The sequence below is a fragment of the Pseudomonas sp. LH21 genome (genome assembly GCF_036549575.1).
Taxonomy (GTDB): Bacteria; Pseudomonadota; Gammaproteobacteria; order Pseudomonadales; family Pseudomonadaceae; genus Aquipseudomonas; species Aquipseudomonas peradeniyensis.
In genome coordinates this window covers 391,902-412,358 of sequence record NZ_CP144367.1, presented here as the reverse complement: position 1 = coordinate 412,358, position 20,457 = coordinate 391,902, and the positions used below count along the sequence as shown (strand labels likewise).

General features: G+C 63.5%; 17 protein-coding genes and 2 pseudogenes. 5 read left to right on the top strand and 14 right to left on the bottom strand.

The genetic code is table 11. The features are described from left to right. The first annotated feature begins 1 nt into the window (after nt 1). The gene (locus VUG52_RS02005; RefSeq protein ID WP_050703453.1) at nt 2-616 is read left to right on the top strand and encodes a glutathione S-transferase N-terminal domain-containing protein; all 615 of its coding nucleotides are present in this window, start codon (nt 2-4) and stop codon (nt 614-616) included. A 147-nt stretch (nt 617-763) separates the two neighbouring features. On the opposite strand, the gene creD is transcribed toward VUG52_RS02005, so the two are convergent. The 4 genes and pseudogenes from creD to rloA2 all read right to left on the bottom strand — a co-directional run bounded on the left by creD (nt 764) and on the right by rloA2 (nt 5,091). Further along, on the bottom strand, nt 764-2,092 hold the full coding sequence (creD, locus tag VUG52_RS02000; RefSeq protein WP_050703452.1) for a cell envelope integrity protein CreD: 1,329 nt from the start codon (nt 2,090-2,092) through the stop codon (nt 764-766). Between the two features lie 206 nt (nt 2,093-2,298). Then, nucleotides 2,299-3,733: pseudogene (gene creC, locus VUG52_RS01995) on the bottom strand (two-component system sensor histidine kinase CreC). Beyond that, nucleotides 3,733-4,413 carry a two-component system response regulator CreB gene (creB, locus tag VUG52_RS01990; protein ID WP_050703450.1) on the bottom strand — a complete coding sequence of 227 codons (681 nt, stop codon included), beginning with the start codon at nt 4,411-4,413 and terminating at the stop codon, nt 3,733-3,735. Before creB ends, creC begins: the two are co-directional and overlap by 1 nt. 177 nt (nt 4,414-4,590) lie before the next feature. Next, nucleotides 4,591-5,091 carry a retropepsin-like aspartic peptidase RloA2 gene (gene rloA2 / locus VUG52_RS01985; RefSeq protein ID WP_050703449.1) on the bottom strand — a complete coding sequence of 167 codons (501 nt, stop codon included), beginning with the start codon at nt 5,089-5,091 and terminating at the stop codon, nt 4,591-4,593. A gap of 182 nt (nt 5,092-5,273) precedes the next feature. Here rloA2 and VUG52_RS01980 point away from each other — a divergent pair, with 182 nt between their 5' ends. Next, nucleotides 5,274-6,161 (top strand): acyltransferase, encoded by an 888-nt coding sequence (locus tag VUG52_RS01980; protein ID WP_050703448.1) that lies wholly within the window; start codon nt 5,274-5,276, stop codon nt 6,159-6,161. A 163-nt stretch (nt 6,162-6,324) separates the two neighbouring features. Here VUG52_RS01980 and VUG52_RS01975 read toward each other — a convergent pair whose 3' ends face one another. Both VUG52_RS01975 and VUG52_RS01970 read right to left on the bottom strand, forming a co-directional pair. Beyond that, nucleotides 6,325-6,897, bottom strand: a complete 573-nt coding sequence (locus tag VUG52_RS01975; RefSeq protein WP_050703447.1) for a DUF2780 domain-containing protein — start codon at nt 6,895-6,897, stop codon at nt 6,325-6,327. Nucleotides 6,898-7,071: 174 nt separating this feature from the next. After that, on the bottom strand, nt 7,072-7,350 hold the full coding sequence (locus VUG52_RS01970) for a hypothetical protein (RefSeq protein WP_062572570.1): 279 nt from the start codon (nt 7,348-7,350) through the stop codon (nt 7,072-7,074). 394 nt (nt 7,351-7,744) lie between these two features. Between VUG52_RS01970 and VUG52_RS01965 the strand changes: the two genes are divergently transcribed. After that, nucleotides 7,745-8,539: an RHS repeat-associated core domain-containing protein gene (locus tag VUG52_RS01965; RefSeq protein ID WP_082337610.1), complete on the top strand. Its 795-nt coding sequence runs from the start codon at nt 7,745-7,747 to the stop codon at nt 8,537-8,539. A gap of 114 nt (nt 8,540-8,653) precedes the next feature. On the opposite strand, the pseudogene VUG52_RS01960 reads toward VUG52_RS01965, so the two are convergent. After that, nucleotides 8,654-8,956: pseudogene (locus VUG52_RS01960) on the bottom strand (formaldehyde dehydrogenase, glutathione-independent); the annotation flags it as partial. A 103-nt stretch (nt 8,957-9,059) separates the two neighbouring features. On the opposite strand from VUG52_RS01960, the gene VUG52_RS01955 reads away from it, so the two are divergent. After that, nucleotides 9,060-9,953, top strand: a complete 894-nt coding sequence (locus VUG52_RS01955) for an RHS repeat-associated core domain-containing protein (RefSeq protein ID WP_050703444.1) — start codon at nt 9,060-9,062, stop codon at nt 9,951-9,953. Between the two features lie 45 nt (nt 9,954-9,998). On the opposite strand, the gene fdhA is transcribed toward VUG52_RS01955, so the two are convergent. The 7 genes from fdhA to VUG52_RS01920 all read right to left on the bottom strand — a co-directional run bounded on the left by fdhA (nt 9,999) and on the right by VUG52_RS01920 (nt 18,998). Next, nucleotides 9,999-11,198, bottom strand: coding sequence for a formaldehyde dehydrogenase, glutathione-independent (fdhA, locus tag VUG52_RS01950; protein ID WP_050703443.1), 1,200 nt, complete (start codon nt 11,196-11,198; stop codon nt 9,999-10,001). Between the two features lie 275 nt (nt 11,199-11,473). Next, nucleotides 11,474-12,331: a formyltetrahydrofolate deformylase gene (gene purU, locus VUG52_RS01945; protein ID WP_050703442.1), complete on the bottom strand. Its 858-nt coding sequence runs from the start codon at nt 12,329-12,331 to the stop codon at nt 11,474-11,476. A 12-nt stretch (nt 12,332-12,343) separates the two neighbouring features. Continuing rightward, a complete protein-coding gene (locus tag VUG52_RS01940) occupies nt 12,344-12,976 on the bottom strand; it encodes a sarcosine oxidase subunit gamma (RefSeq protein ID WP_050703441.1) in 633 nt (210 codons plus the stop codon). Between the two features lie 136 nt (nt 12,977-13,112). After that, nucleotides 13,113-16,130, bottom strand: a complete 3,018-nt coding sequence (locus tag VUG52_RS01935; RefSeq protein ID WP_050703440.1) for a sarcosine oxidase subunit alpha — start codon at nt 16,128-16,130, stop codon at nt 13,113-13,115. Next, the gene (locus tag VUG52_RS01930; RefSeq protein WP_050703439.1) at nt 16,127-16,462 is read right to left on the bottom strand and encodes a sarcosine oxidase subunit delta; all 336 of its coding nucleotides are present in this window, start codon (nt 16,460-16,462) and stop codon (nt 16,127-16,129) included. The genes VUG52_RS01935 and VUG52_RS01930 overlap by 4 nt, the downstream gene beginning before the upstream one ends. 16 nt (nt 16,463-16,478) lie before the next feature. Further along, nucleotides 16,479-17,729 (bottom strand): sarcosine oxidase subunit beta family protein, encoded by a 1,251-nt coding sequence (locus tag VUG52_RS01925; RefSeq protein ID WP_011536148.1) that lies wholly within the window; start codon nt 17,727-17,729, stop codon nt 16,479-16,481. Nucleotides 17,730-17,744: 15 nt separating this feature from the next. Next, nucleotides 17,745-18,998, bottom strand: a complete 1,254-nt coding sequence (locus tag VUG52_RS01920) for a serine hydroxymethyltransferase (protein WP_050703438.1) — start codon at nt 18,996-18,998, stop codon at nt 17,745-17,747. A gap of 329 nt (nt 18,999-19,327) precedes the next feature. Here VUG52_RS01920 and VUG52_RS01915 point away from each other — a divergent pair, with 329 nt between their 5' ends. Continuing rightward, on the top strand, nt 19,328-20,368 hold the full coding sequence (locus tag VUG52_RS01915; protein WP_050703437.1) for a threonine aldolase family protein: 1,041 nt from the start codon (nt 19,328-19,330) through the stop codon (nt 20,366-20,368). The last annotated feature ends 89 nt before the right edge of the window (nt 20,369-20,457 follow it).

Below are 20,457 nucleotides of genomic sequence, written 5' to 3'. Positions count from 1 at the left end.
CATGATCCTGTTCCATTCGCCGCTGTCGCCGTTCGTGCGCAAGGTGATGATCGTGCTGCACGAGACCGGCCAGCTGGACCGCGTCACCGTGCAGGGCGTGAACATCAGCCCGGTGAACGGCGATGCGCAGCTCAACCAGGGCAACCCGATCGGCAAGATCCCGGCCCTGCGCCTGGACGACGGCAGCGTGCTGCACGACAGCCGGGTGATCTGTGAATACCTCGACAGCCAGCACGTCGGCCTGCCGCTGATCCCCCGCGAGGGCTCGGCACGCTGGCGCCGGCTGACCCTGGCCTCCCAGGCCGACGCGATCATGGACGCGGCGGTGGCCACCCGCTACGAGACCTTCCTGCGCCCGACGGACAAGCAGTGGGACGGTTGGGTGCAGGCGCAGGGCGAGAAGATCCGCCGCAGCTTGGCCAATCTTGAACAGGAGCACCTAGCGGAGCTGGCCTCGGGGTTCGACCTGGCGGCGATTGGCGTGGCTTGTGCGTTGGGGTATCTGGACCTGCGCCAGCCGGCGTTTGGCTGGCGTGAGCAGCAGCCTGGGTTGGCGGCATGGTATGCCGAGGTCAGCCAGCGGGCGTCGATGCTAGCCACTGCGCCGCAAGGCTGAAGGGCCTCTTCGCGGGTAAACCCGCTCCCACAGGTACAGTACAGATCCTGTGGGAGCGGGTTTACCCGCGAAGGTCTCACCTCGGTGTTACAGGAAACAGCATTCCAATCTTAAGGGCCAACCACCGCCCGATCTCTCTATCCTCCCTCATACCCCCCTCCCCACCCGCGACCAGTCCAGCCGCCGGGTCAGCACCATGAACACGCCCAGCAGGCCAAAGCACAGCAGCGAGCCCATCAGCAACGCGTAATCCTCGGCGCTAAGCAGCCCATAGAGCATCGCGTACAACGCCGCCAGCCCCGCCGCAAAGCCAATCCCACGCCCCAGGCTGCGCAGCACATGAACCAGGTAGAAGCCAATCAGCAGCACGCACCCTGACGCCGACAGCCCATAGGCCAGGCCAAACCCCAGGTGCTCGGACAGCGACAGCAACAACAGGTAGAAAAACGCCAGGGCCACGCCCACCAGGATGTACTGCACCGGGTGCACGCTGAGGTTCTTGAGCACCTCGAACAGGAAGAAGCCGGCAAAGGTCAGGGCGATGAACAGCAGCGCATACTTGATCGCCCGTTCGCTCTTGAGGTACTGGTCCACCGGGTCGACGAAGCTGACGCCAAAAGCACGCTCGTTGAATTCGCCACACTTGCCGACGGTCGCGCAAAGGCGCATGGACTCTTCCAGGTTGGTGGCGAAGAACGAGGTCTGCCAGTGGGCGCTGAAGCCCTTCTCATCGATGGCACGGCGGCTGGGCAGGTAGCTGCCGACGAAGCTCGGGTGCGGCCAGTTGGCGCGCATGTCCACCGTGGTGCTGCGGCCGACCGGCAGCACCGCCAGTTGGCCAGTGCCCAGCAGCGCCAGGTCGAAGGCGTAGTCGAACTCGCGGGCCTTCTGGTCGCTCAACTGGGGCAGGGCCACATGCACGCCACCGGGTAACCAGTCGACGCCGCTGCCGGCCTCGAACGGCAGGCGCTGGTCATCCAGGGTGAGCTCCAGGCTGTTCTCGATACCACGAATGTCGCTGATGCCGACCATCAGGAACGGCTTGTCGAAGCGGTAGTCGTCGTAGTCCTTCTCGATCCCCCAGCGCTCTGGCAGCTTGAAACGACCACTGATCTGGCTTTTGGCATGGAACAGCCGCGCCTGGTAGATGCCGCGGGCGCGCAGCTCGGTATCGACGCCCACATCCATCGCGAAGGTTTCCGGCAGGAAGTAAAGATTGCCGTGCATCGTGGTGGTCTCCTGGACGCTCGTGCCGTCCTTGTCGATCCAGCGCCGCTCGTACTTGCGATAGGGCACCACCAGTATCGGGCCGCTGACCAGCTGGTCGAAGCTGGAGCTCGCGGCGATCTCGCCCAGCACGTTGTTGCGCAGTTGCTGGCGCTCGTCGATCAGGCCGCCGATCATCAGCAGGGGAATCAGCAGCAGCAGGATCAGCACGGCGATCAGGCCAAGCTTGAAACCTAGGGTCTTGTTCATGGGGTTGGGCTCCGTTTGCGATGGGGGCAGTGTCTGCCCGCCGCGTGGAGCCCTCGGGGAGGGAATGTGGAGATTGTGTGGAGATTGGCGTAATCAGCAGAAAACCTGTGGGAGCGGGCTTGTCCCGCGATTTGACCGATCAGGCAGTGATGTTGCCTGGGCTGGCCTCATCGCGGGACAAGCCCGCTCCTACAGGGACGTGGCCGTCAGCTGTATCGTCGCGCAGGCAGCCAGAGTCGCACCCGCACCCCACCCTCGACGTTATCCACCGCCAGCGCCCCGCCGTGCAGCTGCATCACCTCGGCCACGAAGTTCAGCCCCAGCCCGGTGCTCTTGCGTCCGGTCCCGGGCCTTGGCAACGAATAGAACCGTTCGCTGACCCGCCCCAGGGCGTACTCGGGAATCGCCTGCCCCTGGTTGAACAGGCTCAGGGCCACCCGCTCGCCGTCACGCTCCAGCTCAAAGGCCAGCGCGCCTCGCTCGGGGGTGAAATCCAGCGCGTTGTCCAGCAGGTTGGCCAACGCCTGGCGCATCAGGAACGGATCGCACAGCAACCTGATACCCGCCGGGATGCGCTGGCGCACCTGCAGGCCGGCGCCGTCGATCCGCGCGCCATGGGCCAGCAGCAGCTCGTCGATCAGCGCCGCCACCGCCACCTGCTGTTCATCTTCCAGTGCCTGCATCTGCTCGACCCGCGCCAGGTTGAGCAGGCGCTCGATCATCTGCTGCAGGCGCTCGCTCTCACGCTCGATATTGCCGGCGAAGCGCGCCCGCTGCTCTTGCGGCATGTCGCCCTGCAGCAGCTCCGAGGCACCGCGGATCGCCGCCAACGGGCTCTTGAGCTCATGGGTGAGCGTATGCACGTAGCGCTCGACATAGGCCTTGCCCTCCAGCTGGGTGCGCATGCGCTCCACCGCCGTGGCCAGCTGCAACAGCTCGCCGCCCTTGTAGTGCGGCAGCGCGGCGCGCTCGCCCTCGCTGACCGCCTGAGCGTAATGGGTGAGCCGGCGCAGCGAGCGGGTCAGCCACCACGACAACGCCGCGCCGACCAGCAGTCCCAGCACGATCAACCCCAGCCCGAGGGTGAGCAGACGCCGCTCGGAGCGGTCGATGTAGGGCTGCAACGAGCTGTTGGGCTTGGCCACCGTGACCACGCCGATGATCTGGCCCTGGTCGAGAATCGGCGCCGCCACATGCATCACCGAGGTGCTTTCGTCGTCCGGGTCGCTGCGGGTCGAGCGGGCGCCGTACTGCCCGCGCAGGGTCAGGTAGACATCGTTCCACCGCGAGTAGTCCTTGCCCAGGTCCTGGCCGCTGGAATCGAGCAGGACGATGCCCTTGGCGTCGGTCACGTAGATGCGGTGGCTGACCTGGTTCTTCGCCAGCCCCCAGATCTGCGCGCTGGGGCGCCGCTCGCCATAGGAGGCGAGCACCTGCGACAGGCGGCTCTGGGTCAGGGTGGCGTTCTTCACATCGTCGTGAAGGATCTCGGCCAGCAGGTTGGCGGTGTCCACCAGGGTTTCTTCCGAGGATTGCCGCACCACCGGGCGGATCTGCTCGCGCACCGTGTTGAGCAAAAAGTAGCCCGCCCAGGCCGACGAACAGGAAGTACACCAGGAAGATGCGAATTCCCAGGCGCATCAGGCGTGTTCCGGGCTGTAGCTGTAGCCCAGGCCGCGGTGGGTCTGAATCGCCTCGGCGTCGGGCGCGACCTGGCGCAGCTTGGCGCGCAGGCTCTTGATATGGCTGTCGATGGTGCGCTCGTAGCCGACGTCCGAGGCCACGCCCAGGCCGTCGAGCAGCTGTTCGCGGCTGAATACCCGGCGCGGTTGCTCGAGCAGGCTCTGCAGCAGGCGGAACTCGTGGCGGGTCAGCGTCAGCGCCTGGCCACGGTAGCTGATGCGCATGGCCAGGGTGTCGAGCTGGAACGGCGCGCTTTCGCTGGCCACCTCCAACCTGGGCGTCATGCGCTTGAGGATGGCCCGCACCCGCGCGGCCACCTCACGGGGGCTGAAGGGCTTGACCACATAGTCGTCGGCGCCGATCTCCAGGCCCAGCACCCGGTCGATCTCGGCGTCGCGGGCGCTGAGGAACATCACCGGCACCTCGCTGAAGCGGCGCAGTTGGCGGCAGGTCTCGAAGCCGCTGATGTCGGGCAGGCCAATGTCGAGGATCACCAGGTCGGCCGGGCGCAGGCGCTGCTGCTCGACGGCGGCGCTGCCGAGGCTCACCCACTCGGTGCTGTGGCCGTCGGCCTGCAGGGCGTAGACCAGGGTGTCGGCGATGGCGGATTCGTCTTCGACGATGAGGATGTGGGGCATGGCGTCCGGCCTTGCTGGGGCAAAGGCTGGACTTTGAGGCAAACCGCGATGGTCACGCAATCCTTGTTGCCTTTGCGGGCCCTTTCGCGGCACAAGGCCGCTCCTACAGGGAAACGCGAATACCTGTAGGAGCGGCCTTGCGCCGCGAAAGGGGCGCGAAGCGCCCCCAATGCGAAATCAGCAGTCCGGCTTGCCCGCCGTGAACTTCTTCGCCGGGTTCACCGCCGCCTTGAACTCGCGCAGGGCCTTGGCGCCCACCAGCAGCGGGTAGTTGAAGCTGCTGCGGTCGACCAGGTTGACCTCCACGGTACGCTTCACGTCGCCCAGGCACAGTTCCAGGTCGACCACCGGGCGGCGCGACAGCTCGGGCGCATCGCCTTCTTCTTCCTCGTCGGCGCGGTTCTTGATCTTGCTGATGCGCGCCAGCTTGTGTTCGTAGACCTTGCCATTGGCATCCTTGGTGGCCAGGCGGAAACGCACCCAGTCCTCGCCGTCGCGGGTGAACAATTCGATATCCTTGGCCGACAGCGACGCGGTGTAGGCACCGGTGTCCATCTTGGCCTTCAGGGTTTCACCGATCTCCGGCAGGGCGATGTTCTCGTAGCGGCCGTACAGGGTGGGCTCGGCGGCCATCACCGGCAGCGCCAGAAGGGACAGCAGGGCAAGCAGGGGTTTCACGGGGCAGGCTTCCTTGAGAGGGGTCAGTGCTTAGACTGCGCAGGCAGGATAGGTTCGTCGGCAAAGGTTAAACAACACAATGTGAAACATTTGTCCCAGTTAATGGACGTACGACGTTTGGCTAAGGGCCAGACCCTGCTTATCATTGCCAACCGTTCACCTTACACAACAAGAGTCCCTTTATGCGTCGCCTGCTGACCGGCATCCTCACCCTCACCCTGCTGCTGCTCAACACCCTGGTGCTGATCGGCCCGTTGCTGGTCTTCGCCCTGCTCAAGCTGGTACTGCCCGGCCGTGGCCGCGACTACGCGTCGGCCGCGGTGATGTGGATCGCCGAAACCTGGTCGGAAGTCGACAAGGCCATCTTCGCCCTGTGCATCCCCACCCAGTGGGATATCCGCGGTGTCGACACCCTGCGCCAGGACACCTCGTACCTGTGCGTGAGCAACCACCAGACCTGGGTCGATATCCCGGCGCTGATCGAGAGCCTCAACCGCCGCGTGCCGTTCTTCAAGTTCTTCCTCAAGAAGGAGCTGATCTGGGTGCCGCTGCTGGGCCTGGCCTGGTGGGGCCTGGATTACCCGTTCATGAAGCGCTACAGCAAGGCCTTCCTCGACAAGCATCCCGAACTCAAGGGCAAGGACCTGGAGATCACCAAGGCCGCCTGCGAGCTGTTCAAGCGCCAGCCGGTGACCGTGGTCAACTACCTCGAAGGCACCCGCTTCACCGAGGCCAAGCGCCAACAGCAGCAGTCGCCCTACCGCCACCTGCTCAAGCCCAAGGCCGGCGGCGTGGCCTTCGTGCTGGCGGCGCTGGGCGAGCAGCTGGATGCGCTGCTCGATGTGACCATCGTCTACCCGGGCGACAAGGCGCCGGGGTTCTGGGACCTGCTCAACGGCAGCATCAGCCGGGTGATCATCGACATCCGCGTGCGCGAGCTGGACCCGGCGCTGAGCGAGGGCGACTATGAGAACGACCCGGCCTTCCGCCAGACCGTGCAGGCCTGGGTGAACCAGCTGTGGTTGGAGAAGGACCAGCGGATCGAGCAGTTGCGCGCCGAGATGCGCTGAAGCCCGCGCCTACAGCATTTCGCTGTCCCTTGTAGGAGCGGCCTTGTGCCGCGAAAGGGCCGCACAGCGGCCCCAGGGTTTCAGCGTTGATGCATCAATCCCGGGGCTGCTACGCAGCCCTTTCGCGGCACAAGGCCGCTCCTACAGGACCCGCGTCTGGCACTCAAACCGATGGCTGGCTCAACGGCGCAGGGGTGTTCCACAGGCTCCCCAGGTTCTGCAACAACGACCCGGCAATCCCCTGCTGCCCCAGGTACTGCAGGATCAACGGCGCGAACTGCCCGATCATCCCGGTATCCATGCCCAGTGCCTTGAACGCGGTGTCCAGGTCGTTGCGGTTCTGCACCTCTCCGCCCAGCGCATTGCTCAGTGCAGAGCTGTTCTTGTCACTGCCCAGCAACTGCCCCAGCCCGCTCAACCCACCCAGCGCATTGGTGCCGGACAGCAGGTCCAGCCCCGGCACAGCCTTGGTCAGTTGGCCATAGTCGTCACCGCTGAGGTTGTTGCGCGCCAGCCCCAACATCGCCCCGGCGCCACCAATGGCCTGTTCGGGGGTGATCTTCAATTCGCTGCCCAAGGTGTTGAGCAAGTTGGCCTGGCCAGCCGGGGCCTGCACCTGGCCCTGTTGATTCTGGTTCTGCATGGCCGAGACGGCATTGGCCGCGTCGCTGAGATTGAAGGCGAACACCGGGCTTGCGGCCAGGGTCATCAGGGTTACCAGGGTGAATGCTTTCATCGGGAGGGACCTCGGCGGCCGGAATGGCCGGGAAACGAGGGGTTGGACTGGAATGCCAGGGGTTTGTTCCGGGCCGGCCATCGGTGTTCATTGCAAGGGCCTTATCGCGGGGCAAGCCCGCTCCCACGCAGCGCTGGGTCATTCGTGGGAGCGGGCTTGCCCCGCGATGGACATTTACTGGCCAGCTCTGTTTTCCACCGCACTGGCCAGCGCATCCGCCTGCCCCCAGGCGATCTGCATGGCCCGCAGCCCAAGCTTGAGCAATTGCCGCGTCTCCTCGTCCTCGATGCGGTCCAGCGCCCGGTGGCTGTCGCTGAAGGCGAACATCAGGTAGTGGGAGACGTTGGCCAGCACGTATTCCATGGGCACGACACCGTCGTGGATGGCGCGGGCGAGGGATTTGTCGGGGGGTAAGGCGAATTGGTGGGGCGGGTCGGGAACGATTTTTTTCATGGCAGTCACTCGTGTGGTTGAACTGCTCCCGTCCGTTTCCACACGTAGGGCGGCAGTTGTACACGGGGTGGAAAACCGGTCACGAGTAACCCGGTAGGCCATAAGGCCTCCCGTGCACAACTGCCATGACGACAGTGGGTCGTGACTGCCGGGTTTCCACACCCGATCGCTGAACCGACAGCGACCGAGAAAGCCTATTGGGTAGAGATTCTCCGGACAATCAGACGCAAACCGACAGACTACGTAAGGTAATTCTCTCGACCATGCACAATCTGTAAGAAACACCTTGCGAACAAGTAGGAAACGTCCAGATACCTGGTATTTTTGCTAGTTGCTGATTGTTCACCGCCGCCGCAAAGTCACAAGTCAGCAGGCTAACGGTATCGGAGGTCCTATGACACAAAGACGTAAAGACCACCCAGAATCGATGCTTTTGGTCACGGATTCGAAAAATTCGGTCCAACGCATTACTGGAAGTTCAAATGACATCAATTACTCATACTCAGCCTATGGGTACGAGCCATCCAACCCAACATCGGCATCACTGCTTGGATTCAACGGCGAGCCTCGTTCAGCAACGGGGTGCTATTCACTCGGGAATGGCTACCGAATCTACAGCCCTGCGTTGATGCGCTTCAGCTCTCCAGACGACATGAGTCCATTTGGATCAGGCGGAATCAATGCATATAGCTATTGCGCTGGCGACCCAATTAACTATGTCGATCCCTCGGGGCATATGATGAGAGCCAACAGACGACAGTTACCGAGAGAAACAGAAATAAAATCCATCCTACAGCAGAATGAAAAACTTCAATCATCCATAAAACAGATTGATGCCGACCTAACAAAAACAAAACAATATATTGACAACGCACCTACACGACTAAGTCACGTAGATGCAAATTACGGCATTGGCTCACGCGACAGCGCTGGACAAAAAGTAAAAATTAGCGAGAGAGATCTTGAAAGCGCAAATAATAAAAAAATGAAATTAGCCGAAGAAAACCTAAAGAAGAAAGCCGATTACAACCTAATGCTCGCCACTAGGAAAAATCTGATCCAACAGATAAAAGACCTCAACACCACCTTAGCTGGCTACCAAAAAGAGCTGGGGACGGAAGTTTATAACCGGTCATTCTCCGCCGCTGAATCCAGTTTGGTCGATGATACCGGAAAAGTGCGCTCATAGCGTCAATAAATACAACACCACACCTGCTTACCTTTCAAGCCATTAAAGCTTAGAAAGTCACAAAGCCCCTACAAGGGGCTTTGCTTATCTTATAAATAGAATTTCAACAGCCAATCACGCCGCACTAAACGTCCTATGCGGATCAATCACAAACTTCTTCGGCACCCCCGCATCAAACTCGCCATACCCCTCCGGCGCCTGATCCAGGCTGATCACCTGCACTCCCACCACCTCTGCGATATTGATGCGATCCCACATGATCGCCTGCATCAGCTGGCGGTTGTACTTCATGGTCGGCGTCTGCCCGGTGTGGAAGCTGTGGGACTTGGCCCAGCCCAGGCCAAAGCGGATGCTCAGGGCACCGATCTTGGCGGCGGCATCCACCGCGCCCGGGTCTTCGGTCACGTACAGGCCCGGGGCTGCATGTGCCTGTCATTTCTGCCAGTAGCCGCACACCCAACACTTGGTCAATAGTCTGCTGCAACGCCAATCAGTCCCTGGTTACAAACAGGAGCCCTGCATGAAGCACCTCGACAAAGATGGCCAACTGCACAGCATTCTGCGCAATACCGACAGGCCGCTGGCAAACAACCCAGCCTGCGGTGCTGGCCTGCTTGCAACCGACAGCAAAGGTTCGGTGTTGGCCAGGCTCAATGAAACGTCTGAGCAAAACCATGCCTATACCGCTTATGGTCACGCCCTGGAAATACAGGCCTTCGGGACACTGCTCGGATTCAATGGCGAGTGTGTTGAGCCCGTAACGGCGTGCTATCTGCTTGGCAACGGCTACCGCGCATACTCCCCGGTATTGATGCGGTTTCACTCACCCGACAGCTGGAGTCCGTTTGGGAGGGGAGGGCTAAACGCTTATGTGTACTGCAGCGCCGACCCGATCAATTATTCCGACCCGAGCGGGCATGTGCAGACACTTATCAAGGCTGCGCCACCAATCGCCGAAGTCGTGCCCAAAGCCCCCAGGTTTCTCAGGAGCAAGCGCACTCCCATCAAACAGCGCTTCACGGTAGACCATCAGGAAACGCTGACCACAACGACCATCGAGATTATTGGACAAGGCGAAACTGCGCAACACCGAGCTGTTAACTCTACCCGTACAAGAAAACAGACCACTGAGCTTTTCGAGGTGATCGCCGATCCGCACAAAGGCCCAGCCACGGTGCATGTCACAAGAACCAACCTGGATAGCTTCCTTGAATTGAGCAATGAAATTTTCACCGTGGAGGCAGCCAACGCAATGTATGGCCCGACCAGCCCTTTCAGTCCTACTCATCTGAACAACCTGCAGAATCGTCGTAACGGCCTGACTCTTTGGGGACAACAGTTGGCCAGAAGGGCCGTCGATCCGAACGACTCCAGTGCTGTGGTGCGGGCGGGCTCTACAATCAGGCGTGATTGACGAGTAAAAAAATGCCCCTCACTGGGAGGGGCATCGCTTAGCGAATCAGGCCGCACCCCACATCTTGTGAGGGTCGATCACAAACTTCTTGGGAACCCCTGCATCAAACTCGCCATAGCCTTCCGGCGCCTGGTCGAGGTTGATCACCTGTACCCCCACCACTTCGGCGATATTGATGCGGTCCCACATGATCGCCTGCATCAGCTGGCGGTTGTACTTCATGGTCGGGGTCTGCCCGGTGTGGAAGCTGTGGGACTTGGCCCAGCCCAGGCCGAAGCGGATGCTCAGGGCACCGATCTTGGCGGCGGCATCCACCGCGCCCGGGTCTTCGGTCACGTACAGGCCCGGAATACCGATCTTGCCGGCCACGCGAGTCACCTGCATCAGCGAGTTGAGCACGGTGGCAGGAGCTTCATGCTTGGCACCTTCATGCCCATGACCGCGCGCCTCGAAGCCAACGGCATCGACGGCGCAGTCCACTTCCGGCTCACCGAGGATATCGATGATCTGTTCGTGCAGCGGAGTGTCCTTGGACAGGTCGACCACTTCGAAACCTTGCGACTTGGCGTGAGCCAGCCGGGCCGGGTTGAGGTCGCCGACAATGACGCAGGCGGCGCCCAGCAGGCGGGCGGACGCAGCGGCGGCCAGGCCGACCGGGCCGGCGCCCGCGACGTAGACGGTGCTGCCCGGGCCAACACCGGCGGTGACGGCGCCGTGGTAACCGGTGGGAAGGATATCGGACAGGCAGGTCAGGTCGCGGATCTTCTCCATGGCCTTGTCGCGGTCCGGCAGTTTCAGCAGGTTGAAGTCGGCGTAGGGCACCAGCACATACTCGGCCTGGCCGCCGGTCCAGTCGCCCATGTCGACATAGCCGTAGGCGCCACCGGCGCGGGCCGGGTTGACGGTGAGGCAGACGCCGGTGTGCATCTCTTTGCACGAGCGGCAGCGGCCGCAGGCGACGTTGAAGGGTACCGACACCAGATCACCGATTTTCAGGCGCTCGACGTCACGGCCCATTTCGACGATTTCACCGGTGATTTCGTGGCCCAGGACCAGGCCGACCTGGGCGGTGGTGCGGCCGCGGACCATGTGCTGGTCGGAGCCGCAGATGTTGGTGGAGACCACCTTGAGGATGACGCCGTGCTCGATCTTCTTGCCGCGCGGGTCCTGCATCTTGGGGTAGTCGATCTTCTGCACCTCGACCTTGCCCGCGCCGAGATACACCACTCCACGGTTACCAGACATGCTTCTTACCTCGCTTGATTTGTATTTATGCAGCGGTGGTGGAAAGCGCCGCCTTTCCGTGGGCGGCCTGTGTTACTGGATGAAGGGGATTGTGGGCTGGATGGGAGGTGGGGCGGTGACTGGATGCGACAGGGGGATGTCTTTTTGCGGCAGGGGAAAAGCTGGGGCCGCTGCGCGCCCCTTTCGCGGCACAAGGCCGCTCCTACAGAGGGAATGCGATCCCTGTAGGAGCGGCCTTGTGCCGCGAAAGGGCTGCGCAGCAGCCCCGGCTATCGTCAAAGCACCACAGTCCGATTGGCGTTAAGAAACACCCGCCGCTCAATGTGATAACCAACAGCCCGCGCCAGTGTCAGGCACTCGATATCGCGCCCCTTGGCAATCAGGTCCTCGGGATAATGCGCATGGTCCACCACCTCGACGCCCTGGGCGATGATCGGCCCTTCGTCCAGGTCGTTGTTGATGTAGTGCGCCGTGGCGCCAACCATCTTCACGCCCTTGTTGTAGGCCTGATGATACGGCTTGGCGCCCTTGAACCCCGGCAGCAACGAGTGGTGGATGTTGATCGCCCAGCCATCCAGCCGCCGGCACAGCTCCGGCGACAGCACCTGCATGTAGCGGGCAAGAATGACCAGCTCGGCACCGCTCTCCTCGATCACCTGCAATACCTTGCGCTCCTGCGCCGGCTTGTCGTTCGGGTCGAGGGCGAAATGGTAGTAGGGAATCTTGTGCCAGTGCGCCAGCGGCTCCAGGTCAGGATGGTTGGACACCACCGCGACCACGTCCATGGCCAGCTGGCCGATGCGCTGGCGGTACAGCAGGTCGTTCAGGCAATGGTCGGCCTTGGACACCATGATCACCACCTTGGGCCGGTGATTCGGCGCGACCAGCTCGAAGGCCATGCCGAAAGCCCCGCTGCGCTCGGCCAGCCCCGCACGGAAGGCATCCTCGTCGAAGCCATCCGGGACGCGGAACTCCACGCGGATGAAGAACCGCCCCGATAGCCGGTCATCGAAGGAATGGTGCTCGGTGACGTAGCAGCGCTGCTCGTAGAGGTGACGCGTCACCACATCGACCGTGCCGAGCATGCTCGGGCAGTCGGCAGTGAGAATCCAGGTGTCCGGTGCCCGACTCATGGGTAATGCTCCTTACGCTTCGATGGCCAGGCCGTATTCGGCCGACGCGTCCTGCAGCCACAGCCACCAGTAGTCGGAGAAACTGCGGCGGATCACCAGCTCCCAGGTGTCCTCGGCGGTGCGGCGGATCACCAGCTGCGACTTGGCGAACACAGTGCCGACGGCCTTGCCGACCGGGAAGTTGTTCGGGTGTACATCATAGCTGGTGGATTTCATCAGCACGTCGCGCACGTTGGGGCCGCGCAGTTCGAGCAGGGTCTGCCCGCCACTGACGTTGACCACCTGGATGTGCTGGCCGTCGAGGGCGTCGCGCAGTTTCTGCTCGACGGCGAACTCCTGGCCGCCGGGAACGATCAGCAGCCACTCGTCCGGGCCCACCCATTGCAGCGACATCTCGTTGTTGGCGACCACGGTCAGGGCCACCGGTAGCTCCAGGCCCAGGGCCTTGTGCACGCCGCCGGCGAAGGCCTGGTCGTGGCCATTGCCACGGAGGGTGAGGTGGCCGAGGAGTTTCTTCTCGCGCAGGGTCACGCCTGCGTTCTTGCGGCCCTTGCCGACCAGGCTGGCCAGGTCGGCATGGTGCAGCGGCGACTGGGCCTTGGCGTCGGCGCCGGGGTTTTGCTGGAAGACGTTGATAGCGCTCATTTCTTACCTGCCTTGAATTCTTGTGCGAGGAACCACTGACCTCGTGGGAGCGGGCTTGCCCCGCGATAGCGGCATCTAAGGCCACCATCGCATCGCGGGGCCAGCCCGCTCCCACAAAGATCGCGTCATCCTGATATCAAACGTTCTGCCGCTCGCCCTTCGGATCGAAGAACACCGAAGACACGATCTCGGCCTCGATCACGCTGCCGTCGGCCTGGGGCGAATACACCCGCTCGCCCATGCGCTTGAGACCGCCCTTGACCACGCCCATGGCGAACGAATAGCCCAGGGAGTTGGCCGCGTAGCTGGAGGTGACGTGGCCGACCATGTCCATCGGGATCGGCTGCTTCGGATCGAACACCAGCTGGGCTCCTTCCGGCAGCCACACGTTGGGGTCGACCGGCTTCAGGCCCACCAGCTGCTTGCGGTTCTCGCGCACGGTGTCCTCGCGGTTCATGCCGCGCAGGCCGATCCACGAGAAGGCCTTGTTGCGGCCCACGCACCAGCTCATGTTGAGGTCGTCCGGGGTCATCGAGCCGTCGGTGTCCTGGCCGACGATGATGAAGCCCTTCTCGGCGCGCAGCACGTGCATGGTCTCGGTGCCGTACGGGGTCAGGTTGTATTTCTTGCCCGCCTCGACGATCTGCTCCAGCACACCCATGGCGTAGTTGGCCTGGACGTTGATCTCGTACGACAGCTCGCCGGTGAAAGAGATACGGAACACCCGTGCCGGCACGCCGCCGACCAGGCCTTCCTTCCAGCTCATGAACGGGAAGCCTTCCTTGTCCAGGTCGATGTCGCTGACCTCGGCCAGCAGCTTGCGGCTGTTGGGGCCGGACAGGGTCATGGTCGCCCAGTGGTCGGTGACCGAGGTGAAGTACACCTTCATCTCCGGCCATTCGGTCTGATGGTACAGCTCCAGCCACTGCAGCACGCGGGCGGCGCCGCCGGTGGTGGTGGTCATGATGAAGTGGTTGTCGCCGACGCAGGCGGTCACGCCGTCGTCGAAGACCATGCCGTCTTCCTTGCACATCAGGCCGTAGCGGGCCTTGCCCACGTCGAGCTTGGTCCAGGCGTTGGTGTAGATGCGGTTGAGGAATTCGCGCGCGTCCGGGCCCTGGATATCGATCTTGCCCAGGGTCGAGGCGTCCAGCAGGCCGACGCTGTCACGCACGGCCTTGCATTCGCGGGCCACGGCGGTGTGGATATCTTCGCCGGGCTTGGGGAAGTACCACGGGCGCTTCCACTGGCCGACGTCCTCGAACTCGGCGCCGTTCTTGATGTGCCAGGCATGCAGGGCGGTGAAGCGCACCGGCTCGAACAAGTGGCCGCAGTGCCGGCCCGCCACCGCGCCGAAGGTCACCGGCGTGTAGTTGGGGCGGAACATGGTGGTGCCCATTTCCGGGATGCCGATCCCGAGCGAGCGGGCGGCGATGGCCAGGCCGTTGATGTTGCCCAGCTTGCCCTGGTCGGTGCCGAAGCCCAGGGCGGTGTAGCGCTTGACGTGCTCGACCGACTCGAAGCCTTCGCGGGTGGCCAGCTCGATGGCGGCGGCGGTGACATCGTTCTGCTGGTCGACGAATTGCTTCGGCGCACGGGCGGTGCCCTTGTCGTGGGGCACCTGGAACAGCGCCACGGTGGCTTCTTCCTTGCGCGCCAGGGTTTTCGGCAGGGTGCCGACGCTGGCCTTGAAGCCGGCTTCGGTGGCGGCGCGAACACCGCCCTCGAAGCCGTCAGCGATCACATCGCCCAGGGCATAGACGCCGTTCACGCCACCGACGCACACGCGCTTCTGCGGTGCGTCGCCCGGCACGAAGCCGAGGATGTCTTCACGCCAGACCGGGCGACCGCCCAGGTGCGAGGCCAGGTGGACCACTGGGCTGTAACCACCGGAAGTCGCGATCAGGTCGCAGTCGAGGGTTTCACCTGGGCTGGTGACCTTGTGCGCCTGCACATCGATGGCGGCCACGCGGGCGCCGGTGACGTGTTTGCTGCCCTTGGCCTCGATCACGGCGCTGGAGGTGAGGATACGGATACCTTTGGCACGAGCCTCTTCGACCAGCGAGCCACGCGGATTGTGGCGAGCGTCGGCGATGGCGACCACCTGCAGACCCGCGTCGTGCCAGTCCAGCGCGCAGCGGTAGGCGTGGTCGTTGTTGGTCGACAGCACCAGCTTGCGGCCCGGCGCCACGCCATAGCGGCGCACGTAGGTGGACACGGCGCCGGCCAGCATGTTGCCCGGCAGGTCGTTGTTGCCGTACACCAGCGGACGCTCGTGGGCGCCCGCAGCCAGCACGACGCGATTGGCACGAACACGGTGCACGCGCTGGCGCACCTGGCCGATCGGCGCACGGTCGCCGAGGTGGTCGGTGAGGCGCTCGTGGATGGTGAGGAAGTTGTGGTCGTGATAGCCGTTGACCGTGCTGCGTGGCAGCAGGGTGACTTCCGGCAGGCTTTCCAGCTCGGCGACGACGGCGCTTACCCAATCGGCAGCCGGTTTGCCGTCGAGTGTCTCGCGGCTGTCGAGCAAGGTGCCGCCGAACTCTTCCTGCTCATCCGCCAGGATGACCCGAGCACCGCTGCGGGCGGCAGCCAGCGCGGCGGCCAGGCCGGCAGGGCCGGCGCCGACGATCAGCACGTCGCAGTGCTGGTTCATGTAGTCGTAGCTGTCCGGATCGTTCTGCAGCGGCGCACGGCCGAGGCCCGCCGCCTTGCGGATGTACTTCTCGTAGGTCATCCAGAACGACTTGGGGTACATGAAGGTCTTGTAGTAGAACCCGGGCGGCATCATGTTGCCGCCGACCTTGCCGATGATGCCCATCATGTCGTTGTTGACGTTCGGCCAGCCGTTGGTGCTGGTGGCCACCAGGCCTGCATACAGGGCCTGCTGGGTGGCGCGCACGTTGGGGATCTGGGTGGCTTCGCTGGAGCCGATCTGCAGGATCGCGTTCGGCTCTTCGGTACCGGCGGCGATGATCCCGCGGGGGCGCGAGTACTTGAAGCTGCGCCCGACGATGTCGACGCCGTTGGCCAGCAGCGCGGCGGCCAGGGTGTCGCCGGCATAGCCCTGGTAGGTCTTGCCGTTGAAGCTGAAGTTCAGCACCTTGCTGCGGTCGATACGGCCGCCGCTGGCGAGGCGATAGGTCTGGCTCATACTTTTTCCCCTTGGCCCTTGGCGGTCGCTGGCGCGGTGCTCTGTTTCGAGGCGGCGGTGACCTGAGGCCTCTCGCCGATCTTGTAGGTTTCCAGGATCTCGTAGGTCACGGTGTCGCGGGTGACGTTGAAGTACTGGCGACAGCCGGCGACGTGGTCCCACAGTTCATGGTGGATGCCACGCGGGTTGTCGCGGAAGAACATGTAGGTGCCCCACTCCTCGTCGGAGCAGGCGTTCGGGTCCAGCGGGCGGGCGATATGCGCCTGGCCTGATGCGTGGAATTCTTCCTCGGAGCGCAGCTCGCCGCAGTGGGGACAGAAGATTTGCAACATGACGGTTGTCTCCGGGTCAGTGGGCGACGGCAGCGGCGCCGTGTTCGTCGATCAGCGCGCCGTTGTAGAAACGGTCGATGGAGAAAGGCGCGGCCAATGGGTGCATCTCGCCCTTGGCCAGGCTCGCGGCGAACACGTTGCCCGAGCCCGGGGTGGCCTTGAAGCCGCCGGTGCCCCAGCCGCAGTTGAAGAACATGTTCTTCACCGGGGTCTTGGAGATGATCGGGCAGGCGTCGGGGGTGGTGTCGACGATGCCGCCCCACTGGCGGTTCATGCGCACGCGGGAGAGGATCGGGAACATCTCGACGATCGCCTGCAGGGTGTGCTCGATGATCGGGTAGGAGCCGCGCTGGCCGTAGCCGACCCAGCCGTCGATACCGGCACCGATCACCAGGTCGCCCTTGTCGGACTGGCTGATGTAGCCGTGCACGGCGTTGGACATGATCACGCTGTCGATGATCGGCTTGATCGGCTCGGAGACCAGTGCCTGCAACGGGTGCGATTCCAGCGGCAGGCGAAAGCCCGCCAGCTTGGCCATGTGGCCGGAGTTGCCGGCGGTGACCACGCCGACGCGCTTGGCGCCGATGAAGCCCTTGTTGGTTTCGACGCCGATCACGGCGCCATTCTCTTTACGGAAGCCGATCACCTCGGTCTGCTGGATCAGGTCCACGCCCAGGGCGTCGGCGGCACGGGCGAAGCCCCAGGCCACGGCGTCGTGACGGGCCACGCCACCACGGCGCTGCACAGTGGCGCCGAGGATCGGATAGCGGGTGTTCTTCGAGCAGTCCAGGTACGGGATCTCGGCCGCGACCTGCTCGGTGCGGATCAGCTCGCCGTCCACGCCATTGAGGCGGTTGGCGTTAACCCGGCGCTCGGAGTCGCGGATGTCCTGCAGGGTGTGACACAGGTTGTAGACGCCGCGCTGGGAGAACATCACGTTGTAGTTGATGTCCTGGGACAGCCCCTCCCACAGTTTCATGGCGTGCTCGTACAGATGCGCCGACTCGTCCCACAGGTAGTTGGAACGCACGATGGTGGTGTTGCGGGCGGTGTTGCCGCCGCCCAGGTAGCCCTTCTCGACCACCGCCACGTTGGTGATGCCGTGCTCCTTGGCCAGGTAGTAGGCCGTGGCCAGGCCATGGCCGCCACCGCCGACGATGACCACGTCGTAGACCTTTTTCGGGGTCGGCGTGCGCCACATGCGCTGCCAGTTCTCGTGGTGGCTGAGGGAGTGCTTGAAGAGGCCGAAGCCCGAATAACGTTGCATGGTGTTCTGCTCCACTCAGCGGTAGACCGGGAAGTCGGCGCACAGGGCGGCGACGTTCTTGGCCACATCGGCCTCGACATCGGCGTCGCCCAGGTTGTCCAGCACATCGCAGATCCAGCCGGCCAGCGCCACGCACTGGGCGACCTTGAAGCCGCGGGTGGTGACGGCCGGGGTGCCGATGCGCAGGCCCGAGGTGACGAACGGCGACTGCGGGTCGTTGGGCACGGCGTTCTTGTTGACGGTGATATGGGCGCGGCCGAGGGCGGCGTCGGCGTCCTTGCCGGTCAGGCCCTGGCGGATCAGGCTGACCAGGAACAGGTGGTTGTCGGTGCCGCCGGAGACCACGTCGTAGCCGCGCTCGATGAACACCTGGGCCATGGCCTGGGCGTTTTCGATGACCTGTTTCTGGTAGCTCTTGAATTCAGGCTCCAACGCTTCCTTGAAGCACACCGCCTTGGCGGCGATCACGTGCATCAGCGGGCCGCCCTGGGCGCCGGGGAACACTGCGGCGTTGAGCTTCTTCTCGATCTCTTCGTTGCTCTTGGCCAGGATCAGGCCGCCACGCGGACCGCGCAGGGTCTTGTGGGTGGTGGTGGTGACCACGTCGGCGAAGGGGATCGGGTTCGGGTACAGGCCGGCGGCGACCAGGCCGGCGACGTGGGCCATGTCGACGAACAGCAGCGCGCCGACTTTATCGGCGATCTGGCGGAAACGTGGGAAGTCGAGGGTCTTCGAGTAGGCCGAGAAGCCGGCGACGATCATCTTCGGCTTGTGCTCGACGGCCAGGCGCTCGACTTCGTCGTAGTCGATCAGCCCGGTGGTGGTGTCGATGCCGTACTGCACGGCGTTGTACAGCTTGCCCGAGGACGACACCTTGGCGCCGTGGGTCAGGTGGCCGCCATGGGCCAGGCTCATGCCCAGGATGGTGTCGCCGGCCTGCAGCAGGGCGAGGTACACGGCGCCGTTGGCCGAGGAGCCGGAGTGCGGCTGGACGTTGGCGTAGTCGGCGCCGAACAGCTGCTTGGCGCGTTCGATGGCCAGTGCTTCGACCTTGTCCACATGCTCGCAGCCACCGTAGTAGCGCTTGCCCGGGTAGCCCTCGGCGTACTTGTTGGTCAGGCCGCTGCCCTGGGCCTGCATCACGCGCTTGCTGGTGTAGTTCTCCGAGGCGATCAGCTCGATGTGATCTTCCTGGCGCTGCTCCTCGGCATTCATCGCCGCCAGCAGTGCGTCGTCATAACCCTGGATCTGGTCTTGCTTGCTGAACATCGTGTATCTCCCGGCAGCGATCGTTTCTTGTCTGGTGAGGGTTTTCCCACCCTTTGCAGCGATGGTATGACCGGGCACGGCCCTACAGATGCCTGCGCGCGCCTTGCAATGGCGCGTTTACGACATTCATCTGCTGACAACACCAATCCCTGTAGGAGCGGCCTTGTGCCGCGAAAAGGGCTGCGCGGCAGCCCCCGACGATTTGTGCCATGCCATACATCCTGGGGCCGCTTCGCGCCCCTTTCGCGGCACAAGGCCGCTCCTACATAGGCAACCGCCAAATTGATGGTTTAGAGTGCGTTCCTGCGTCGTACAAAAGGACAGGCGTCATGACCGACAACAACCAACAATTCGCCAGCGACAACTATTCCGGGATCTGCCCCGAAGCCTGGGCCGCGATGGAAAAGGCCAACCAGGGCCACGAGCGCGCCTACGGCGACGACCAGTGGACCGAACGCGCCTCGGAATATTTCCGCAAGCTGTTCGAGACCGACTGCGAGGTGTTCTTCGCCTTCAACGGCACCGCTGCCAACTCCCTGGCCCTGGCCTCGCTGTGCCAGAGCTACCACAGCGTGATCTGCTCCGAGACCGCCCACGTCGAGACCGACGAATGCGGCGCCCCGGAGTTCTTCTCCAACGGCTCCAAGCTGCTGACCGCCGCCAGCGTCAACGGCAAGCTGACGCCTGAGTCGATCCGCGAAGTGGCGCTCAAGCGCCAGGACATCCACTACCCCAAGCCGCGCGTGGTGACCATCACCCAGGCCACCGAAGTGGGTACCGTGTATCGCCCCGACGAGCTCAAGGCGATCAGTGCCACCTGCAAGGAGTTGGGCCTGAACCTGCACATGGACGGCGCACGGTTCACCAATGCCTGCGCGTTCCTCGGCTGCTCGCCGGCCGAGCTGACCTGGAAGGCCGGGGTCGATGTGCTGTGCTTTGGCGGCACCAAGAACGGCATGGCGGTCGGTGAGGCGATCCTGTTCTTCAACCGCGACCTGGCCGAGGACTTCGACTACCGCTGCAAGCAGGCCGGGCAATTGGCGTCGAAGATGCGTTTCCTGTCGGCGCCTTGGGTTGGTCTGCTTGAGGACGGTGCGTGGATGCGCCATGGCAAGCATGCCAACCACTGCGCGCAGCTGCTGGCGTCGCTGGTGAGCGATCTGCCGGAAGTCGAGCTGATGTTCCCGGTGGAGGCCAACGGGGTGTTCCTGCAGATGCCGGAGCATGCGTTGGAAGTGCTGCGCAACAAGGGGTGGCGCTTCTACACCTTCATTGGCAGCGGTGGGGCGCGGTTCATGTGTTCGTGGGATACCCAGGAAGCCCGGGTGCGTGAGCTGGCGGCGGACATCCGCGCCATCTTTGGTGCCTGACAGATCGCATTCGCGGGTAAACCCGCTCCCACAGGTACGGCACTGTCTTCAAGGACCGTGATCAACCTGTGGGAGCGGGTTTACCCGCG